At 71.8% G+C, this 19,434-nt stretch carries 15 protein-coding genes and 3 pseudogenes; 8 read left to right on the top strand and 10 right to left on the bottom strand.

Translation table 11 applies throughout. From position 1 onward, the window contains the following. Positions 1–2: 2 nt before the first annotated feature. Complete coding sequence (trpA, locus tag O7597_RS21230; protein WP_281580504.1) at positions 3–803, bottom strand: tryptophan synthase subunit alpha; 801 nt, start codon at positions 801–803, stop codon at positions 3–5. After that, positions 800–1,999, bottom strand: a complete 1,200-nt coding sequence (trpB, locus tag O7597_RS21225) for a tryptophan synthase subunit beta (protein WP_269739004.1) — start codon at positions 1,997–1,999, stop codon at positions 800–802. The genes trpA and trpB overlap by 4 nt, the downstream gene beginning before the upstream one ends. Before the next feature lie 151 nt (positions 2,000–2,150). On the opposite strand from trpB, the gene O7597_RS21220 reads away from it, so the two are divergent. After that, positions 2,151–2,786, top strand: a complete 636-nt coding sequence (locus tag O7597_RS21220) for an alpha-ketoglutarate-dependent dioxygenase AlkB (protein WP_281580503.1) — start codon at positions 2,151–2,153, stop codon at positions 2,784–2,786. Between the two features lie 109 nt (positions 2,787–2,895). On the opposite strand, the gene O7597_RS21215 is transcribed toward O7597_RS21220, so the two are convergent. The 5 genes and pseudogenes from O7597_RS21215 to O7597_RS31820 all read right to left on the bottom strand — a co-directional run. Continuing rightward, on the bottom strand, positions 2,896–4,281 hold the full coding sequence (locus O7597_RS21215) for an RICIN domain-containing protein (RefSeq protein ID WP_281580502.1): 1,386 nt from the start codon (positions 4,279–4,281) through the stop codon (positions 2,896–2,898). A gap of 211 nt (positions 4,282–4,492) precedes the next feature. Next, positions 4,493–6,976 carry a DNA topoisomerase IV subunit A gene (locus tag O7597_RS21210; protein ID WP_269739007.1) on the bottom strand — a complete coding sequence of 828 codons (2,484 nt, stop codon included), beginning with the start codon at positions 6,974–6,976 and terminating at the stop codon, positions 4,493–4,495. Positions 6,977–7,007: 31 nt separating this feature from the next. Next, positions 7,008–7,646 (bottom strand): annotated as a pseudogene (locus O7597_RS31830) (toprim domain-containing protein); the annotation flags it as partial. 6 nt (positions 7,647–7,652) lie between these two features. Next, positions 7,653–9,125: pseudogene (locus tag O7597_RS31825) on the bottom strand (DNA topoisomerase); the annotation flags it as partial. After that, positions 9,099–10,641, bottom strand: a pseudogene (locus O7597_RS31820) (ATP-binding protein); the annotation flags it as partial. The pseudogenes O7597_RS31820 and O7597_RS31825, both read right to left, overlap by 27 nt. Positions 10,642–10,858: 217 nt before the next feature. Here O7597_RS31820 and O7597_RS21200 point away from each other — a divergent pair. Beyond that, positions 10,859–12,115: a hypothetical protein gene (locus O7597_RS21200; RefSeq protein ID WP_281580501.1), complete on the top strand. Its 1,257-nt coding sequence runs from the start codon at positions 10,859–10,861 to the stop codon at positions 12,113–12,115. Between the two features lie 124 nt (positions 12,116–12,239). After that, positions 12,240–13,094: an alpha/beta fold hydrolase gene (locus O7597_RS21195; RefSeq protein ID WP_269739009.1), complete on the top strand. Its 855-nt coding sequence runs from the start codon at positions 12,240–12,242 to the stop codon at positions 13,092–13,094. 35 nt (positions 13,095–13,129) lie between these two features. On the opposite strand, the gene O7597_RS21190 is transcribed toward O7597_RS21195, so the two are convergent. Then, positions 13,130–13,663, bottom strand: a complete 534-nt coding sequence (locus tag O7597_RS21190; RefSeq protein WP_281580500.1) for a hypothetical protein — start codon at positions 13,661–13,663, stop codon at positions 13,130–13,132. Positions 13,664–13,949: 286 nt separating this feature from the next. Between O7597_RS21190 and O7597_RS21185 the strand changes: the two genes are divergently transcribed. Next, positions 13,950–14,588, top strand: a complete 639-nt coding sequence (locus tag O7597_RS21185; RefSeq protein ID WP_269739011.1) for a hypothetical protein — start codon at positions 13,950–13,952, stop codon at positions 14,586–14,588. A gap of 88 nt (positions 14,589–14,676) precedes the next feature. Then, positions 14,677–15,063 carry a hypothetical protein gene (locus tag O7597_RS21180; protein WP_281580499.1) on the top strand — a complete coding sequence of 129 codons (387 nt, stop codon included), beginning with the start codon at positions 14,677–14,679 and terminating at the stop codon, positions 15,061–15,063. 19 nt (positions 15,064–15,082) lie between these two features. Here O7597_RS21180 and O7597_RS21175 read toward each other — a convergent pair whose 3' ends face one another. Then, positions 15,083–15,976: a DUF72 domain-containing protein gene (locus O7597_RS21175; RefSeq protein WP_269739013.1), complete on the bottom strand. Its 894-nt coding sequence runs from the start codon at positions 15,974–15,976 to the stop codon at positions 15,083–15,085. Between the two features lie 82 nt (positions 15,977–16,058). Here O7597_RS21175 and O7597_RS21170 point away from each other — a divergent pair, with 82 nt between their 5' ends. The 3 genes from O7597_RS21170 to O7597_RS21160 are packed head-to-tail and all read left to right on the top strand — an operon-like array spanning position 16,059 to position 18,448. Then, the gene (locus O7597_RS21170) at positions 16,059–16,799 is read left to right on the top strand and encodes a Pr6Pr family membrane protein (RefSeq protein WP_269739014.1); all 741 of its coding nucleotides are present in this window, start codon (positions 16,059–16,061) and stop codon (positions 16,797–16,799) included. A 52-nt stretch (positions 16,800–16,851) separates the two neighbouring features. Further along, a complete protein-coding gene (locus O7597_RS21165) occupies positions 16,852–17,898 on the top strand; it encodes an NAD(P)-dependent alcohol dehydrogenase (protein ID WP_269739015.1) in 1,047 nt (348 codons plus the stop codon). Positions 17,899–17,932: 34 nt separating this feature from the next. Then, the gene (locus O7597_RS21160; RefSeq protein WP_269739016.1) at positions 17,933–18,448 is read left to right on the top strand and encodes a 2'-5' RNA ligase family protein; all 516 of its coding nucleotides are present in this window, start codon (positions 17,933–17,935) and stop codon (positions 18,446–18,448) included. A 49-nt stretch (positions 18,449–18,497) separates the two neighbouring features. On the opposite strand, the gene O7597_RS21155 is transcribed toward O7597_RS21160, so the two are convergent. After that, positions 18,498–19,409 carry a siderophore-interacting protein gene (locus O7597_RS21155; protein WP_269739017.1) on the bottom strand — a complete coding sequence of 304 codons (912 nt, stop codon included), beginning with the start codon at positions 19,407–19,409 and terminating at the stop codon, positions 18,498–18,500. Between the last annotated feature and the right edge of the window lie 25 nt (positions 19,410–19,434).

Below are 19,434 nucleotides of genomic sequence, written 5' to 3'. Positions count from 1 at the left end.
CCCTAACCTCCGGCGTCCGCCGTTGTCCGTGCCGGCACGCCGTCCAGCGCCGCGCGCAGTGACCGGACGAATCCGGCGGTCGACGCCGGGCCCGCACCGTCGAGCAGGCGTCGCATCAGCGCCGCGCCGACGATCACACCGTCGGCGTCCCGCGCCGCGGCGGCCGCCTGCGCCGGTGTCGAGATGCCGAATCCCAAGAATACGGGCCGGTCCGTGACGCCCCGCAGGCGCCGCGCGAGTGCGGCGGCCGAGGCGGCGAGGTGCTCCCGTTCGCCGGTGATCCCCATCAGGGAGACCGCGTAGACGAAACCACGGCTACGCTCGGCGATCTCCCGCAGCCGGTGCGTGGGCGTGGCCGGTGACGCCAGCAGCGCGAGGTCGACGTTCGCGGCCCGGGCGGCCCCGCTCGTCGCCCCGGCCTCCTCCAGCGGCAGGTCGGGCACGATCAGGCCGTGGACGCCCGCCTCGGCCAGGGACCGGCAGAACCGGCCCGCGCCACGGCGCAGGGCGAGATTCGCGTACGTGCTGACCACGATCGGCACCCCGATCCGGTTTCTCGACAGGTCGGCGAGGACGCCATCGGTGGTGGCGCCCCGGGCCAGCGCGACGTCGGACGCCTCCTGGATGGTGACGCCGTCGAGGGTGGGGTCGGAGAAGGGGATGCCGACCTCGATCGCGTCGGCCCCGGCGTCGGCGATCGCGCGCAGGTGGTCGGTCCAGTCCGGGGTGACTCCCCCGGTTAGGTACGGCATGAGCAGCTTGCGTCCACGGTCGCGCCGCAGCCGGGTCTCGAGCGTGTTCACCGCGTCACCTCGTCGCCCAGGTACGTGGTCAGGGTCGCGATGTCCTTGTCGCCGCGGCCGGAGAGCGTCACGAGCACGCTGCTGCCGGTGGGTAGCTCGGTGGTGCCGGCGGCCCGGACGACCCAGGCGAGCGCGTGGGCGGACTCGATCGCCGGGACGATGCCCTCGGCGCGGGCCAACCGGACCGCCGCCGCCAGTGCCTCCTCGTCGGTGGCGGTGACGTACTCGGCCCGGCCGAGATCGCGCAGGTGGGCGTGCTCCGGACCGACTCCGGGGTAGTCCAGGCCCGCCGCGACGGACCGCGCCTCACGGATCTGGCCCTGCTCGTCCTGGAGGAACAGCGACTGGAATCCGTGCAGGACGCCGACCTCACCCAGCGCCGCGCCGGCGCCGCCCGCCGCCTCGACCCCCACCAGGCGGGCCGGCGTCTCCACGAAGCCGGCGAAGGTACCGGCGGCGTTGGAGCCACCACCGACGCAGGCGACGACCTGATCAGGTGTGCCGGCCGACAACTGCTCGGCGCACTGGTGTCGCGCCTCCTGGCCGATGACCGCCTGCAGCTCGCGCACCAGCCACGGGTACGGGTGCGGCCCGATCACCGAGCCCACGCAGTAGTAGGCGTCCTCGGTGACGCTCACCCAGTGGCGCATCGCCTCGCTTGTCGCGTCCTTGAGGGTCCGGCTGCCCGAGCGCACCGGCACGACCTGTGCGCCGAGCAGCCGCATCCGGAACACGTTGTGCGCCTGCCGCTCGACGTCGCGCTCGCCCATGAAGACCGTCACCGGCAGGCCCAGCAGGGCACCGGCGGTGGCGGTGGCGACGCCGTGCATGCCCGCGCCGGTCTCGGCGATCAGTCGCCGCTTGCCCATCCGGCGCGCCAGCAACGCCTGACCCAGCACATTGTTGATCTTGTGAGAGCCGGTGTGCGCCAGGTCCTCACGCTTGAGCAGCACCGTCACGCCGAGTTCGGCGGACAGTCGCAGAGCCGGGGTCAGCGGGGTCGGTCGGCCCGCGTACCTCGACAGCAGCCACGCCAGGTCACCCCGGAAGCCCGGATCCGCCCACGCCTCGGCGAAGGCGGCCTCGACCTCCTCGCAGGCGGGGATCAGCGGCTCGGGCACGAACCGGCCACCGTGGCGCCCGAACCGACCGGCCACGGGCGCGCCGGTCGGGTCACGCAGGTCCAGAGCCTCCACGACAACCTCCTATTGTTCTATAACTCATGGCGACAGTTATAGAACAGTTCCGCCGGGGTGTGCAAGGGAGTTCCACCGACACGCCCACTCGACCCGCGCGGACCGGCATGGCGCTAGGACAGGTGTGCTAACTCGCTGCTAGGGTGGGGGCATGTCGCAGACCGCGTACCAGCCTTCGATGCTGGAGGTCACCGACGCGGCGCCCGCCCTCGGTCCGCTGGCCGGGCAGCCGCGCCGGCACCCGTTGAGCCGGGGCGGCTGGCTCGATCACCTGCCCGGCTGGGTGCGCGGCTCCGACCAGGTGCTCGACGTGCTGCTACGCGAGGTGCCGTGGCGGGCCGAGCGACGCACCATGTACGACACCGAGGTCGACGTCCCCCGGCTGCTCAGTTGGTACGGTGCCGGCCGGCCACTACCGCACCCGGTGCTCACCGCCGCCCGCGCGGCACTGACCCGCCACTACGCCGACGAACTCGGCGAGCCCTTCGTCACCGCCGGCATGTGTCTCTACCGCGACGGCCGGGACAGCGTCGCCTGGCACGGCGACACCCAGGGCCGCTCCGCCCACACCGACACCCTGGTCGCCATCGTCTCCTTCGGCTCGCCCCGCCAACTGCTGCTGCGCCCCCGCGGCGGCGGCACCAGCCTGCGTCTTCCGCTCGGTCACGGTGACCTGGTGGTGATGGGTGGCTCCTGCCAGCGCACCTGGGAACACGCGATACCGAAGACCGCCCGCCCGGTCGGCCCCCGGGTCAGCGTCCAGTTCCGCCCGGCCGGCGTCGCCTGAGCGACCCCGCAGCCGCTCCACCGTCCTGAGCATGGGCGAGCCCGCTCCCGCCGGGAAACGGGCTCACCCTCAGCGACCTGATTGGCGCGTTCCGCTCAGACCGCGTGCCCTAGAACTGCGCGAAGAAGCGCCACACCTCGCCCTTGGTCCAGGTCCTGGCGCCGCTGTCGCCGCCGCCGTCGACCGGGCCGGGGGTGTGACCGCCGTCGAACGCGGCCCACTGCACGGGATAGCCGGCCCGGCATCCCGAGTAGCCGGTGGTGATGTGCGTCCGGCTGCCCGCCGCCGGCTCCGGCGGGTTCTGCGGGGTGCAGCCGTTGTTACGGACGAACCTGTCCCGCAACGACCGCCCGCTGGTGATGTTGTCGGAGATGCCGTGGATGCCGAAGTACGCGATCGGCTCGGTGCCACCGCTGCATCCGCTCAGCTCCCGGGGAGCGCCGTAGACCGCGACGGCCCGGAAGACGCCGGCGCGGGCACAGGCGAGGGCGTAGCTCATCGCCCCGCCGTAGCTGAACCCGAGGGCGAAGCGCTGCGCCGTGTTGACGCACAGGTCGCTCTCGATCCGACGGATCATGTCGTCGACGAAGGTGACGTCCTCGCCGCCGGAGTTGGCCCAGCCGTTGCCGATGCCCTGCGGCGCGACCAGGATCGCGCTGTTGTTCGACTGCTCCTGCTGGCCGTAGTAGGCCCAGGTCGCCCCGTCGGCTCCACCGTAGGCGACATCGCCGGCGGTGCCGCCCCACCAGTGGAACGCGAACATCAACCGGTATCGGGTGTTGCTGTTGTAGTTCGCGGGGAGCCGCAGGATGAAGGTGCGACTCTGGCCGCCACTCTGGATGGTGTGCGTACCGTTGCCCAGCGTCGGCGTCCGGCCGCATCCCGCGCCCGGATCACCGGTGGGTGGTGGCGACGTGGGGCCGCCCCCGCCGTCGACCCGGGCCAGTTGCCACTGCTGGTTGGCGCCGTTCCAGTCGGCGTACTGCACGATGTTCGCGCCGTCCGCGGTGGAGGCGCCCTGCACCTCGACGACCTTGTTGCTGTGCCGGCTGATCAACCGGACATGACCACCGTCCGAGTCGGCCAACCGGAACTGCTGGTTGGTGCCGTTGTGATCCGACCACTGCACGACCGCGGCACCATCGGCGGTCGACGCGTTCGACACGTCCAACACCTTGCCCGAGTGCCGCGACTTCAACCGGTAGTAGCCGCCGCCGGAATCCACGAACTGCCACTGCTGGTTCGCGCCGTCGTTACGGGTCCACTGGCTGATCCGCGCACCGTCGTTGGTCGCCAGACCGTACACGTCCAACGCCTTGCCACTGTTGCGGTTCACCAACACGTACCAGGCGTTGGGGTCCACGGTCGCCGCCGCCGCGGGCGCCGCGTTGACCGCGACGAGGCTGCCGGCCACCAGGACGGCCGCACCGACCGCCGCCACGACCGACCGTCGTCGACGCCTTGGAGGAGAGGCGGGACGAACCTCACCATTCATTGATCCACTCCTTCGACTAGGACCACGCGCGGTCGGGAGGGGACGCGCGTTGTCGCAGGCACCGACGGTGTGGATGGTGGTGTCGACGCGTCGGGCCGCCAGCGAGCAAGCCCAACGTATCGTCATAATACGTCATACGTCAATGACGGATGTCGATGGATTGCGGCGTGCCGGACGGTCGCGTCCGGCACGCCGGGTGCGGAACAGGCAGCTACTCGCGGTCGATCTGGTGCCCCACCACGGCTGGGCCGAGCATGACGGCGAAGCCGGAACCGTCGCGGCGCGGGTCGGCCGCCGGCAGCTCCACCGCCTCACCGTTGACCGTCGAGCCGACCGGCCGCGGACCGACCCAACCGACCACCACGTCGGTCTCACCCTTGAGGAACCGATGGGCCCGCACCCCGCCGGTCGCCCGCCCCTTCGCCGGGTACGCCGACAGCGGCGTCACCTTGACCGTCGCACCGGTCGAGGTGACCACCATCGGCTCACCGTGCTCCGGATCGTCGGTGCGGACCGCACCGAAGAACACCACCCGCGCTCCGGACGGCAGGGCTATCCCGGCCATCCCGCCGCCCTTGAGCCCCTGCGGCCGGATCGTCCCGGCGGCGAACCGCAGCAGCGAGGCCCCGCTGGTCAGGAAGGCGAGCGTCTCGGCACCGTCGACCAGCCAGGTCGCCCCGACCACCTCGTCGCCGTCGCGCAACCCGATCACCTCGAACTCGTCGGATCGCACCGGCCAGTCCGGGGCACAGACCTTCACCACACCCTGCCGGGTACCGAGCGCCAGACCCGGTGAGCCCTCGGCGGCAGCGCCGAGCGGCGCCAGGCCGACCACGGTCTCCCCCGGCTCCAACGGCACCAGCTCGGCGGCGGACATCCCGCCGCGCAACGACACCGTGCCAGCCTGCTCCGGCAACACCGGCAGCGGCAGCACGTCCACCTTGAACGCCCGGCCGGCACTGGTCACCAGCAGCACCCGCCCCCGGGCGGTGGAGTGCACCACGGCGCGTACCGCGTCGTGCTTGACCCGGCCGTGCCGGCGGCGCCCCTCGGCGGCCTCCTCCGACTCGGCCGCGGTACGGGCCACCAACCCGGTCGCCGACAGGATCACCTGGCACGGGTCGTCGGCCACCTCCAGCGGCCCGGCCGGCGCGGACGCGGCCAGCACCTCCTTGAGGTCGCCGTCGACGAGCGTCGTCCGCCGGGGCGCGGCGAACTGCTTGACCACGGCGGCCAACTCGTCCGAGACGACCTTCTTGAGCACGTTCTCGTCGTCGAGGATGGTCGACAGCTCGGCGATCTCGGCCCGCAGCTTCTGCTGCTCGGCCTCCAGCTCCAGCCGGTCGTACTTGGTCAGCCGGCGCAACGGAGTGTCCAGGATGTAGTTCGCCTGGATCTCGGAGAGCTTGAACTGGCGCATCAGGCCGCTGCGGGCCGCCTGGGCGTCCTCGCTGCCCCGGATCAGCTTCACCACCTTGTCGATGTCAAGCAGGGCGATCAGCAGACCGTCGACCAGGTGCAGCCGCTCCTCCCGCTTGCGCTTGCGGTACGCGCTGCGCCGGGTCACCACCTCGTAGCGGTGGGCCAGGAACACCTCCAGCAGCTCCTTGAGCCCCAGGGTGCGCGGCTGCCCGTCGACGAGCACCAGGTTGTTGACGCCGAAGGACTGCTCCAGCGGGGTCAACCGGTAGAGGTCGGCGAGCAGTGCCTGTGGGTTCACGCCGACCTTGCACTCGATGACCAGCCGGGTGCCGCTCTCCCGGTCGGTGAGGTCCTTGACGTCGGCGATCCCGGTCAGCCGCTTGGTCTTGGTCACCTCGTTGGTGATGGCCGCGATGACCTTCTCCGCGCCGATGCCGTACGGCAACTCGACAACCGTGATGGCCTGCCGCCCCCGGCTGCCCTCCAGCGGCCCGATCTCCACCTTGCCGCGCATCCGCACCACGCCCCGGCCGGTCTCGTACGCCCGGCGCACCTCGTCCAGGCCGAGCAGCATGCCGCCAGTGGGCAGGTCGGGACCGGGCACGAACTCCATCAGCTTGTCGAGGGTGGCGTTCGGGTGCCGGATCAGCCACCGGGCCGCCGCGACGACCTCGCCCAGGTTGTGCGGGATCATGTTCGTCGCCATCCCGACCGCGATCCCGGCGGCACCGTTGACCAGCAGGTTCGGGAAGGCCGCCGGCAGCACCGTGGGCTGGGTCAGCGAGCCGTCGTAGTTGGGCTCGACGTCGACGGTGTCCTCGCCCAGCTCACCGACGAGCAGCATCGCCTCCCGCGACATCCGCGCCTCGGTGTATCTCGCCGCGGCCGGGCCGTCGTCCGGGCTGCCAAAATTTCCATGCCCGTCGATGAGTGGCGCGTTCAGCGAGAAGTCCTGCGCCAGCCGGACCATCGCGTCGTAGATCGCGCCGTCGCCGTGCGGATGGTACTTGCCCATCGCGTCCCCGACGATCCGGGCGGACTTCACATGCGCCCGGTCCGGGCGGTGGCCCTGCTCGTACATCGACCAGAGGATGCGTCGGTGTACCGGCTTGAGGCCGTCGCGGGCGTCGGGCAGGGCCCGGGAGTGGATGACCGAGAAGGCGTACTCCAGGTAGGAGTCGGACACCTCGGTGGTCAGCGGGTTGTCGATGATCCGCGCGCCGGCCCGGTCGAACGCGGAATGGTCGACCTTCGTCTCCTTGCGGCGTGCCATGGCTCAGCTTTCCTTCCGAGAGACCCGATGGTCAGGCGTCGATGGCGTCACGGTCGACCCGATCGGCGGAGTCGATCAGCCAGTTGCGGCGCGGTTCGACCTTCTCCCCCATCAGCAGTTCGAGGATCCGCTCGGCGGCGTCCACGTCGTCCAGGGTGATCCGGCGTACCGCGCGGGTGGCCGGGTTCATGGTCGTCTCCCACAACTCGTCGGCGTCCATCTCACCGAGACCCTTGAACCGGGGCACCGGGGTGACGATCTGCTTGCCGGCCTTCTCGAACCGGCGCATCGTCGACTCCATCTCCGCCTGGGTGTAGGTGTAGACGGTCTCCGGGTTGCGCCCCTTTGTCGTGATCTTGTGCAACGGTGGCATGGCGGCGTAGAGCCGGCCGGCCTCGATCAACGGTCGCATGTACCGGGCGAAGAGGGTGATCAGCAGCGTCCGGATGTGTGCGCCGTCGACATCGGCGTCGGCCATGATGAGCACCCGTCCGTAGCGCAGCGCCGACAGGTCGAAGGTGCGCCCCGAGCCGGCGCCGAGCACCTGCACGATCGCCGCGCACTCGGCGTTGTCGAGCACCTGCTGAAGGCTGGCCTTCTGCACGTTGAGGATCTTGCCCCGAATCGGCAGAAGTGCCTGGTACTCGGAGGTACGGGCGACCCGGGCGCTGTTGTGCACGAACACGCCCGCTTCCAGTGCGAAGTTGTGGTAGCCATCGACTGTCAGGTCATAGACGTCCGCCGTCTCGTCGAGCACTTCGACGGACACCACACGGTGGTTGACCAGAGCAGCAGCCTCACGAAGCCGGGTGTAATCCCCGTCGTAAAGCGTGAGGAGCCGGTCGAAGCGAAGCCCGGTACGGGCGGACTTCAAGCGCTCAGCCTCGTAGGACGCCGCGAGTTCACCATCGTGCAGCGCAAGCATCGGCGCGAGTCGGCGCAGCGCGGCCAGCCGCCTCCCTTCCTGCTGACGGCTCACCCGGTCCGCACGCGGCACGTCGGCCACGTAGCGCAGCCGTCCGGCCTGCACCTTGGCAAGGTGGCCATTCTTTGGATCGGCCATCCGCTGCTTCATCCGGCGAGAGTGGCGCTCGCCGAACTCCCGGTTGTTCTCATGCCAGGCCACGACCGCGTTGCGTTGCCGATCCCGTTCGGCGGGATCGGAGAACTGCTCGACGGTCTTTCGGGAACGCCACGCACGCAGCTCGGAGTCCTGCCATTGCCGAACGGAACGCTCCCGCCACTCCGCGCGCCGCGCGGGGTCGGTGAAGTACAGCCGAGCCCGCTCCGCAGCGGCCGCTCGGTGCTCCGGATCCGACCAGTAGCCTGCCTGCCGTTCCCTCATGCGGTCGGCGTAAGCGAACCGTTCGTCTTCGCTCAGCGCGGCGTACCAGTCCTGGAACCCCTGCTCGACCTTGGCTCGGAACGCGGGTGACTCGTTGAGTGCGAAAAGCCGAGCCAGGCACGCCTCTCGGAAGGCGGGGTCGCGCCACTGAGCGGTGAGCATCGCCGACTTGAACTCCCGGCCGCCGTTCTCGAACCACTCACGCCACCCGGCCTGGACGTGCTCGCCCATCATCGCGGCGTGCAGCGCCGAATGATCGGCCCAGGTCATCCGCTTGATGTTGCGCGGGTCGTTGTTGCGCTTGTCGATGTCGATGTGGTGCCGGACCCTGCCGTTGGCGGCGCTGTCCCTGCCGTTTCTAAGGTTCCACGCGTCGGCGAGGTAGTGGGTGTAGACCCACTCATCTTTGTCGTTCATCCAGACCCGCTCGTACCCTTGCAGCTTCTGTCCGGCCGCCTTGTTGGACAGGCTGCGGTAGAGCGGCATGAGGGAGTCGCCAGGCATCAGGGCGTCGGCACGGCGGTAAGAGCCGTCACGGAGCCGGAACCGGTGATCGGGTGTGCATCTGACCGACTCGCCGTTGTCGAGGGTGACCCGCACCAAAGGTGCACCCCGCTTGGTCACACGCGGCTCGACCAGAGGTGCTATCACCACTCGGCCGGCCTTGTTCGTGGTGTAGCCGAAGTGGGTTACACCCTGCTGCCAGTCATTCGCCAGATCGGCGAACGAGCGGCTCATGCCGGAGGCCAGCGCGACCATGGTGTCGCCCGTAAAGCACCCGAGGGCGCTGTCCCCTTCGACAATGAACAGCTCGCTGCGGTCCACCCCGGTGGCGCGGCAGTCGACGAGTTTGGCGGGCATGGCCGCGCCTTCGAGGGCGGTCTTGCGGCGGGCCGCGTCCTTCTGCTGCTTCTGGGTGAGGCGCACCCGGGACGCGTCGACGATCTTCTGCAGGACGGTACGCGCCTCGGTGCGGGTCTTGCGGTCGTCCAGCCAGGACTTGACGTGCTGCTCCACCAGAGCCTGCACGACCTTCGTGATGCCGGCGGTGGAGAGTTCGTCCTTGGTCTGCGAGGTGAACTGCGGCTCGGGCACCCGTACGTGCACCACCGCCGTCATCCCCTCCAGGACGTCGTCCAGCGTGGGCGCGTCCTCCTTGGCCTTGAGCAGGCCCCGGGTGGTGCGTACGGCGTCGGCGAGGGTACGCGCCAACGCCCGCTCGAAGCCCTTGCGGTGGGTGCCGCCGTGGGCGTTGCGGATGGTGTTGGTGAAGCACTCGACCGTGCGCTCGTAGCCGGTGCCCCAGCGGAAGGCGATCTCGACCTCGGCCCGGCGCTGCACGTTCGACTGCATGACGCCGTTGGCGTCGGCGGCGTTCTCCCGGTACGTCCCCTCGCCGGTGACCAGGAGGGTGCCGGAGACGGGCCGGTCGCCGGCCGGTGCGAGGAACTCCACCATGTCGGTGAGGCCGTTGGGGTAGTGGAAACGCTCCTCGGTGGATTCTTCCGTGGTGCGGTCGTGCAGCGTGTAGCCGACGCCGGGGACCAGGAACGCGGTGTGGCGCAGCTTGGCCCGCACCGCGTCGTGGTCGAGGGTGGCGCCGGTCTCGAAGTAGCGGGGGTCGTGCCAGTAGCGGATCGAGGTGCCGGTGCGGCGGCCGCGCTTCATGGCGCCGACGACCTGGAGCCCGGGGCCGGGGGTGAACGGCGCGTCGGGGCCGTCGCCGTCGAAGACGCCGGGCACCCCGTGCCGGAACGACATGGCGTGCACCTTGCCGCCCCGACGCACGGTGACGTCGAAGCGGCGGGACAGCGCGTTGACCGCCGAGGCACCCACGCCGTGCAGGCCGCCGGAGGTCTTGTAGCCGGAGCCACCGAACTTGCCGCCGGCGTGCAGGCGGGTGAGCACCAGTTCGACGCCGGAGATGCCGGAGCGGGCGTGCACGTCGGTGGGGATGCCCCGGCCGTCGTCGTCGACCTGCACCGACCCGTCGGCGTGCAGGATGACCTCGACGCTTGTGGCATGGCCGGCGACGCCCTCGTCGGTCGAGTTGTCGAGGATCTCGTTGACGAGGTGACCCACGCCACGGCTGTCGGTGGAGCCGATGTACATGCCGGGCCGCTTGCGGACGGCGTCCAGCCCCTCGAGGTGCGTGAGGTCGTCGGCCCCATACAGGGTGTCAGGCTCTGCGGTCAACTGGTCGTACTCCCCGGTCTCGGCGATGTGCTCCCCCGCGCCGTCGGCGGTCGGCCCGGCGCGGGCACGCCGCAGCGAGCGTAGCCGCACGCCCCGACAACCTGTGCGGACACCCGCCCGGCACGCCGAGGGCCGCTGCTGGCGGACCTGCTGCGGTCAACGCCCCGGCTGCCGGCCTTATGCCCGGCGGCGCACTCGGCACCGGCCGCGCGAGGGCATCCCTGACCCCGCTGGACCCGCCTGTCACGGATGTTTCCCACTGTTGACGTTCGTCACACCCGCGTGATCTCATCACCGCACCAGAGGATCTTTCACATTTCTATGAACGGATGGGGATGCCGATGTCCGCGTTGCGTCGTACCGCCGCCGCGATGGCCCTGGCCGTCACCGCGGCGACTCTCTCCACCGCCGTCGCGGTCCCCACCGCCTCGGCCGCACCACCCACCGCGGCGGTGGCCCTCGGTGACAGCTTCATCAGCGGCGAGGGCGCCGGCTCCTACCAGCCGGTGGTCGACGTGACCGGCGTGGCGCGGAGCTTCCCGGGCTGGACAGCGCCCAACAGCAACGCCTTCTTCTGCCACCGCTCCGCCAACGCCTCGCTGCACAAGGCGACGCTGCCCGGCATCCAGGACCGGTTCAACCTGGCCTGCTCCGGCGGGCAGCCGCACGACATCGCCGCCGCCTCGTCGGCGCGGACGAACGGCCGGCAGGTCGCCGCCCAACTCGACCAGCTCCGCGCGGTCGCCCAGACCCATGACATCGACCTGGTGCTGATCGGGCTCGGCTCGAACAACAGCTCGTTCACCTTCGGCGGGGTCGCCGAGAAGTGCGCCAACCGGTTCATCGCCGACGCCTGGACCGGCTGGTGGGAGTTCTGGGCGTACCTGAACGGTCCGGTGGAGCAGAAGCCGTGCAGCGACGCCGACCTGGCCACCGCCGCTCAGATCACCGCGGCGACCGCGGAGACCACCGCGGCCGTACGCCAGATCCTGACCACCCTGCGCGAGGTGGACGCCGACGGTCAGCACCGGGTGGTGCTGCAGGACTACACCAACCCGCTGCCGCTGGATCTGGCCCCCACCTACCACTCCGAGGACAACCGGGACGACACCCGGGACAAGTTCCGCGCGCTGGGTGCCGAGCGGTACGCGGCCGGCTGCCCGATCCACCGGGCCAGCCTCGCTCCCGGCCACCGGTTCTCGCAGGGCCTCGGGACCATCGTCCGGTCCACCCGGGACACCCTGGCCGCCGAGTTCGCCGGTGCCGACCTGGTCTACCTCAACGTGCAGCGGGCCTTCGACGGCGCCCGGCTCTGCGAGAACACGAACAGCCCGACCGGCACCCTGGCCACCCCGATCCGGTTGATGGACAACCCGCCGAACGGGACCTTCGTGACCAGCCTCTCCGGCAAGGACAAGATCGCCATCCAGCGGATCGCCAACACCTGTGTGAGCTACTTCCAGACCTGCCAGGAGTCGTGGCACCCGAACGCCGCCGGGCACCAGGTGCTGGGCCAGTGCCTCTCCGGCGCGGCCAGCACCGCGGCCCGCTCGGTGGCCTGCGTACGCTCCGCGAACGGCACGATCGGCGTTTCCTGACCGCTCCCGGGTCGGGCAGTGGGTGCCCCGGAATCCGGCCGGATTCCGGGGCACCCGTCGCTGCGGTGCGGTCCCGGCGGGGGCGAGCCCCCCGCCATTACCTACCCGCCGGTAACATGTTGCCGTGAACGTGATCGAGTATCAGCAGGAGTTCGTCAACGTCGACGGTGCCCGGCTCGGCATCCAGATCTATCCGGAGCCCGTCGGGGTGGTCGACGCCCCGGTGGTGCTGATCGCGCCGGCGATGGGGGTGCCGGCCCGCTACTACCGGCCCTTCGCCGCCGCGCTGCGCGCCGCCGGGCTCGCCGTGGTGGTGGCGGACCTGCGCGGCACCGGCGAGAGCACTCCCCGGCCGAGCCGGACCTGCCGGTACGGCTACGCCGAACTGGCCGCCGACATCGGGGCGGTACGCACGGCGCTCAAGCCCCGGCTGGACGGCCGCCGGACCCTGCTGCTGGGGCACTCCCTCGGCGGCCAGGCCGCCGTGCTGCACCTGGCCCTGCACGGCGAGCACGAGGTGGACGGGCTGGCCCTGATCGCGGTCGGCATCCCCTACTGGCGTGACTTCACCGGCGCTCGGCGGTACGGGTTGCTGCCGGTGACCCAGGGCATCGCCGCCACGGCCCGGATGCTCGGGGTCTGGCCCGGATGGGGCTTCGGTGGCCGGCAGGCGCGCGGAGTGATCCGGGACTGGGCGCACACCGCCCGCACCGGCGACTTTCCCGAGGTGGACGGGGTGGACACCGAGGCGGCGGTACGCCGGATCCGCACCCCGGTGCTGGCGATCAGCGTCGACGACGACCAGTACACCCCACATCCCACCCTGGACCGGCTCTGCGCCAAACTGACGTCGGCTCCCGTCGACCGCGAACGCTACGGCGCGCCGGACACCAACCTGGACCACTTCACCTGGGTACGCGCCAGCGGGCCGCTGGCCGCGCGGGTGGCCGACTTCGTCGCCACCCTGCCCGCCCGCTGAACCGCCCAGCGGCGGCCGGGACGCCCGACGGACAGTCAAACCGACGGGCTGGCCGAAGCGCGTCGGCGCAGCCGGAACAGCAGCCGGGCCACGCCCATCGGCAGCAGGTGCAGCACCACCACCAGCGCGGCCGTCAGCGTTGCGTACCGGCCCACGGAGAGCCCGGCCAGGGCCAGCACCAGCCCGGCGCAGGCCACGGTGACCAGCGCGTGGCCTGCGATCCGTAGCGCGATCCGTCGGGGCGACGGGTCCGCCTCGGCCTCGGCGGATCGTCGCAGCGCCGCGCCGGCCGCCGCCGCGACCGCGGTCAGGCCGGCGATCTGCAAGGCCCAGAGGGCGACCCGGCCGACACCGGCCTCGTCGGTCACCGCCGGCGCGACGAGGGTGGCCAGCGCGAACACGACGAAGGTCGGTGGCCAGGTGAGCACGAAGGCGGCCAGCACCGCCAGCGCGACCCTGCTCGCCAGGCTCGGCTCCGGGGTGACCTCCTGCCGGATACGGGCGATCACCTCGTCGGAGGCCCACACCAGCCTGCCGTCGGAGCCCGTCTCTGGTGCCGGTTGCGCCATGCGGCGAGCCTAGTGGGATCGGTCAATGCGCTCGGGGCATCACGGTGTCTTGCCGCCGGAGCCGGACCCGTGGGGCGCCAGGACCCCCGGTGCTCGTCATCGACGGCGGGTACGCCGGGGTCCGGAAGAGAGGTCGAGACGGTGTGAGTGAGCGCATCGGCTCCGAGATCGACTCGTCCGCCGCTGAACGCCGGATCGTCGCGGCGGCGGGTGTCCCCAGGTCACGGCGATTAGCCCGGCCGAAGCCGGGTAAGCCGCTGCGCCCGACACGGTGGAAGGGGACCAGATGTCTGACAGCCACACCGCACTACGTTCCATGCACGACCTGGGCCTGGCGGCCTGGTTCGGCGGCAGCCTGATGGGTGCCTTCGGCGTGAACGGTGCCGCGGCCCGGATCGGTGACTCGACCCAACGACTCTCGGTGGCGTCGACCGGTTGGAACCGGTGGACGCCGGTCAACGCGGCGGCCATCGGCGCTCACCTGGCCGGCGCGGTCGGCGAGCTGGTGACCGAGAGCCCGCGGATGGCCGCCCAGGCCGGGGTCGGCCGGGCCAGCACCGTGAAGACCGCGCTGACCGTCGGCGCCCTGGCGGTGACCGGGTACAGCCGGTTGCTCGGCATGCGACTGGCCAAGGCCGGCCAGGCGTCGGTCGAGGGGGTGACCGAGCCGAACGGGCAGACCCCGGCGAACGTGGCCTCCTGCCAGCGCCAGATGAAGGCGCTGCAATGGGCGATCCCGGCGCTGACCGGCGCCCTGATCGTGGTCACCGCCTACATGGGTGAGCAGCAGAAGCCCGGGCAGGTGCTGCGCGGCATGCTCGGCCGCGTGGGTGGCCTGGGGCATGCGTCGAAGACGATGGGCAAGGGCGCCGGCGGGATGGCGGCGGCCAGGGCGATCCGGCAGATGGCGATGTCCGGCCGCTGACGGCGGCGGGCACGACCGCCAGTGCACCCATGTGCCGGGTGTCGGTTTCGCAGGGACCGGCGGCCGCGCACCGATCAGCGAGGTGGCCATGACGGACCGGGACAGGCAGGACCGGGCACCCGAGGGTGTCGCCCCCTGGGGGACCACCGACGGCTTCGACGGGGATCCGCCGTGGGGTGCCGGCGCGGACTCCCCGATGGACGAGGGCAGCGAGGAGACCGCCGTCCCCGAGGGGCGACGCGGTGAACGACGCGCGGCCGGCACGTCCGCCGGTGACCCGACGGACCGGCCTGCCGGGCGGCACGGGTTCGGCTCGGTGGAGCCGACCCGTACCCCGGCGGCCGGGCCCGGGGCACCACCGGACCCGGCGCCCTCGCGGCGCAGCTTCCCGGACGACTCCGCCGATGGGGACCTGCCGGACAACGCGCTGGAGGAGGCGACCGGGATGCACCCGGAGGGCACCTGGCGCGGGTGAGCGCCACCGTGCTGTCCACTCAGGACGGTACGGTCCGCCGGTCGGCCCCGTCGAGCAGACCGACCAGCCGCTCCGCGTCGCGTTGGGCCTGACCCGCGCAGCAGTTGTTGAACAGCACGTGCAACTCGTCGGCCTGCCCGGCGAGATCGATCAGCAGCTCGGACCAGCGGCGCAGTTCCTCGTCGCCGTAGGCGTACCGGAACCGGTCCTCCTTGTCGCCGCTGGTCCAGGCGCTGCTGTGGCCGTGGAACCGGATCATCGCCAGGTCGGCGGTGGCGACCGGGATCGGCGGGACCGAGTCCGGATGGCCCTGCGGCATGTCCACACCGCAGAAGGTCAGCCGCTGCTCGCGCAGGAAGGCCAGCGTCTCCAGCGCCGCCGCCCCGTCGAACCAGGAGGCGTGTCGCAGCTCGACGGCGACCCGCCACGGCCGGCACCGCGACGCCAGCTCCGCGATCCGTCGGCGGGCCGCCTCGCCGCGGGCCAGCCACGGCGGGAACTGCAACAGCACCGCGCCGAGCCGGTCGGCCGCCGCGATCGGCGCCAGCGCCGCCCGGAACCGGTTCCACAACTCGTCGTACGCGGCCGTCGGCAGGTCACGTCGCCGGATCCGGGCCGGCCCGCTGGCCGGGCGGAGGTCGGCGGGCAGGGTGGCCACCGGGGTCGGATGGCCGGTGAAGAGGCTGAACGCCTTGACGTTGAAGGTGAACCCGTCGGGGGTGGCGTCGACCCAGCCCTGCGCGGTCTCCGGTGCGGGCACCGCGTAGTACGACGTGTCCACCTCGACCAGCCCGAACCGGTCGGCGTAGTGGCGCAGTCGACCGGCCGGGGTGTTGGCCTCGCGCGGGTACCAGCCGGAACGGACGAGCGTCCGGTCCGCCCACGAGGACGTGCCCACCTTGATGACACCCATGTAGTTCAGTGGACCGCCGAACGGGCCCGTCGGCAACCGCTGGGCGGTGACCGCCGGGCCGACCCGTTGGTAACGTGCCGCGATGACTCTGCGGCGTCGATCCGCGGCGGTGGTGCTGCTCCGCCTGGCGATCGTGACAAGTGTGCTGGCCGGTGTGGTGCTCACCGCGCTCGGTCCGGCCACGGTGACCGGGCTGCTGCCGTACTTCACCATCCAGAGCAACCTCGCGGTGGGCCTGGTCGCCGGGTACGCGATCTGGCGGGCCCGGCGGGGCCGGCCCGATCCGCCGGACGTACTCGCCGCCGCGGTGACCCTCTACATCACCATCACCGCCGTGGTGTACCACGTGGTGCTGGCCAATCCGGCCAGCCCGTTCGCCATGCCGCAACCGGACCGGGCGCTCGGTGAGGCGTTCGGCAACCAGTTCCTGCACACCGTGGTGCCGTTGCTCGCCGTCGCCGACTGGGCGCTGCTCGGCCGGCACGGGCGGCTGCGCCTGCGGCACGCGCTGTGGTGGTTGGTGTTCCCGCTCGGTTATCTGGGTTTCGCCCTGGTACGCGGGCTGGTGGTGCACCGCTACCCGTACCCCTTCCTGGACGCGGGCGAGCTCGGCTACGCCGGGGTGGGCATCGTCTCGGCCTGCCTCGCCGTGGTGTTCTGGCTGCTCGGCGTGCTGCTCGTCGGCATCGACCGGACGCTGACCCGGCTCCGGCCAGCATCCGTACCGGCCGACCCGGTGCCGGCGGCCCGACCCGACCCGGCCGGATCGACACCGTCCGACACTGCGGCCCCAGCGAAGGAGCAGGCGGCGGAGGTGGTTTGAGTCGGCGTCCGTCGGGGAGCCTCGGGCAGGGGCACGGCGACGGGAGACAGCGATGCGTGCACTGCGGCTGCCCGCCTGGAAGACCGAGCCGGAACTGGTCGAGGTCGACGACCCGACACCCGGCCCGGGCCAGGTGGTGGTGCGGATCGGAGCCGCCGGTGCCTGCCATTCCGACCTGCACCTGATGCACGACTTCGAGGCCGGCGGCCTGCCCTGGAATCCGCCGTTCACGCTCGGCCACGAGAACGCGGGCTGGGTGCACCGGCTCGGCTCCGGGGTGACCGGGCTGGAGGTGGGTCAGCCGGTGGCGGTCTACGGCCCGTGGGGCTGCGGTCGCTGCGCCCGCTGCCGGGTCGGTGTCGACAACTACTGCGAGAACCCGGCCGCCGCGCCGGTGCCGGGCGGTGGTGGTGGCCTCGGCCTGGACGGCGGAATGGCCGAGTACGAGCTGGTGCCGGACGCTCGGCACGTGCTGCCGCTGCCGGACGGGCTCGATCCGGTCGACGCCGCGCCACTGACCGACGCGGGGCTCACCCCGTACCATGCGATCCGCCGGTCGTGGCCGAAGCTGCCACCGGGCAGCACCGCGGTGGTGATCGGCGTCGGTGGGCTCGGGCACGTCGGGGTGCAGATCCTCAAGGCGACCACCGCCGCCCGGGTCGTCGCGGTGGACACCCGGGAGGAGGCGCTGCGGCTCGCCGAGGAGTGCGGAGCCGACCTGACGATGCGCTCGGCCGAAGGCACCGCCGAGGAGATCCGCCGGGCCACCGGCGGCCGGGGCGCCGACGTAGTGCTCGATTTCGTCGGCGCCGACGCCACGCTCAGGCTGGGCGTCGCCGCCGCCCGGACCGTGGGTGACCTGACCATCGTGGGGCTCGGCGGGGGTTCGCTGTCGGTCGGCTTCTTCTCCGTGCCGTACGAGGTCAGCATCCAGACCACCTACTGGGGCAGCCGTCCAGAGCTGCTCGAGGTGCTCGACCTGGGTGCGCGCGGACTGGTACGACCGAAGACCACCACGTTCGGGCTGGACGAGGCGATGCGCGCGTACCGGATGATGCAGGACGGCAGTCTGGAAGGTCGGGCCGTGATCGTGCCGTGAGTCGCCCGACGACGCGCCCCTCTACAGTGATCATGTGGTCGCCGCGTTGGAGCTGTACCTGGACACCGTCGCCACCCGGCGGATCCGCGTGCTGTGGGACGCCCTGGAGGCCGAGGGGGTGCAGAGCATGCGCTCCCTGCTGGCGCAGCGGCACCGGCCACACGTCTCGCTCGCGGTCGCGCCGCGCTTCGACCCGGAGCAGGTGACGGCGGCGCTGGCCGGCACCACGGTGGCGGCGCCGCTGCGGTTGTCGTTCCAGCATGCCGGCCAGTTCGTCGGTCGGGTGCTCTGGTTGGGCCCGGTACCCACCCCGGAGCTGCTGGCGCACCACCGGCGGGTGCACGACCTGCTCGTCGCGGGCGGGGTGCCGCTGGTGGAGCACTACCGGCCCGGCCGGTGGGTGCCGCACTGCACTCTGTCCATGCGCGTCCCCAACGCGCTGATGGCCCCCGCCGTCCGCCGCTGCCTCGAGGTGCTCCCGCTGGAAGCCACGGTGGTCGCCGCCGCCCTCACCGACCACGCCCGCAACATCTCCCACCCCCTCCCCTGACAGACCGCTCCCGCCCCTGGGGCGGCGGGTGGGGTGGGGTCGATGAGGGTCAGGAGGGGTGGTTGTGGCGCCAGTAGCCCATGAAGGCCACCGCGCGGCGGTCCAGGCCGCGTTCGGTGACCAGGTGCCGGCGGAGGGTACGGATGACTCCGGCCTCTCCGGCCAGCCAGGCGTAGAGCGGGGCGGTCGGGTGTGCGTCGGGTACCTCCCAGAGGATCTCGTGGTCCTCGTCCACCTCGTCGACCGGTTCCGGTACCGGGCCGTCGCCGGTGACCGGGGTGCTGGCCAGCAGTTCGTCTGCGGCCGCGGCGACGGCGGCGACGAGCCGGCTGCCGTGCCCACTGGCACCCCGGGGCAGCCAGGTCACCTCGACACCGGGCGGCGTGACCAGCGACAGCGCGTCGCCGGCCTCGGGGACCTCCAGCAGCACCCGACCGCGCGCGTCGAGTGGCAGCCGCTCGCAGATGCCGCTGATCGCCGGCACCGCCGTCTCGTCCCCGGCCAGCAGCAGGCGACCGGTCGACGGGGGCCGGAACTCGACGCCGCCGTGGTCACCGCCGTACGCCGAGTCCGGGCCCACGATGGCGATCTCGTCACCGGGGCGGACCCGGCGGGCCCACCGGGTCGCCGGTCCACCGTCGCCGTGCAGCACCAGGTCGACGTCGACCTCGCTCAGGTACGGCCGGACCGCGCGCACGGTGTAGGTCCGGATCGGGTTGCGCTGGTGATCCGGCAGGGCCCGCCACCGCGCGTACCAGTCCGGCCCCTGCGGAAGGAGCACGCCGGCCTGGCCGGGCAGCGGCAACGCCAGCTTGATCCGCTGGTCGTAGCCGTTGTCGGCGAAGCGGTCCAGGTCGGGACCGGTGAAGGTGACCCGGACGAAGGACGGGCTGAGCCGACGTACCGCGCGGACCTCGACGGCGAACAGCCGCCACGGTGCGACGGGCAGAGTGTGGGTCATGATGCCTCTCCGGGTCGGGTCGGTG

This window comes from Verrucosispora sp. WMMC514 (assembly GCF_027497295.1).
GTDB lineage: Bacteria > Actinomycetota > Actinomycetes > Mycobacteriales > Micromonosporaceae > Micromonospora > Micromonospora palythoicola.
Note: the sequence above shows the minus strand (reverse complement) of the source record. Positions and strands in the feature narration are given on the sequence as shown.

Coding starts and splice junctions, on each gene's coding strand:
- O7597_RS21220 (WP_281580503.1), top strand. CDS start 2,151: ATGTCGCAGACCGCGTACCAGCCTTCGATGCTGGAGGTCACCGACGCG.
- O7597_RS21200 (WP_281580501.1), top strand. CDS start 10,859: ATGTCCGCGTTGCGTCGTACCGCCGCCGCGATGGCCCTGGCCGTCACC.
- O7597_RS21185 (WP_269739011.1), top strand. CDS start 13,950: ATGTCTGACAGCCACACCGCACTACGTTCCATGCACGACCTGGGCCTG.
- O7597_RS21215 (WP_281580502.1), bottom strand. CDS start 4,281: ATGAATGGTGAGGTTCGTCCCGCCTCTCCTCCAAGGCGTCGACGACGG.
- O7597_RS21190 (WP_281580500.1), bottom strand. CDS start 13,663: ATGGCGCAACCGGCACCAGAGACGGGCTCCGACGGCAGGCTGGTGTGG.
- O7597_RS21155 (WP_269739017.1), bottom strand. CDS start 19,409: ATGACCCACACTCTGCCCGTCGCACCGTGGCGGCTGTTCGCCGTCGAG.
- O7597_RS21165 (WP_269739015.1), top strand. CDS start 16,852: ATGCGTGCACTGCGGCTGCCCGCCTGGAAGACCGAGCCGGAACTGGTC.
- O7597_RS21180 (WP_281580499.1), top strand. CDS start 14,677: ATGACGGACCGGGACAGGCAGGACCGGGCACCCGAGGGTGTCGCCCCC.
- O7597_RS21210 (WP_269739007.1), bottom strand. CDS start 6,976: ATGGCACGCCGCAAGGAGACGAAGGTCGACCATTCCGCGTTCGACCGG.
- O7597_RS21175 (WP_269739013.1), bottom strand. CDS start 15,976: ATGGGTGTCATCAAGGTGGGCACGTCCTCGTGGGCGGACCGGACGCTC.
- O7597_RS21170 (WP_269739014.1), top strand. CDS start 16,059: ATGACTCTGCGGCGTCGATCCGCGGCGGTGGTGCTGCTCCGCCTGGCG.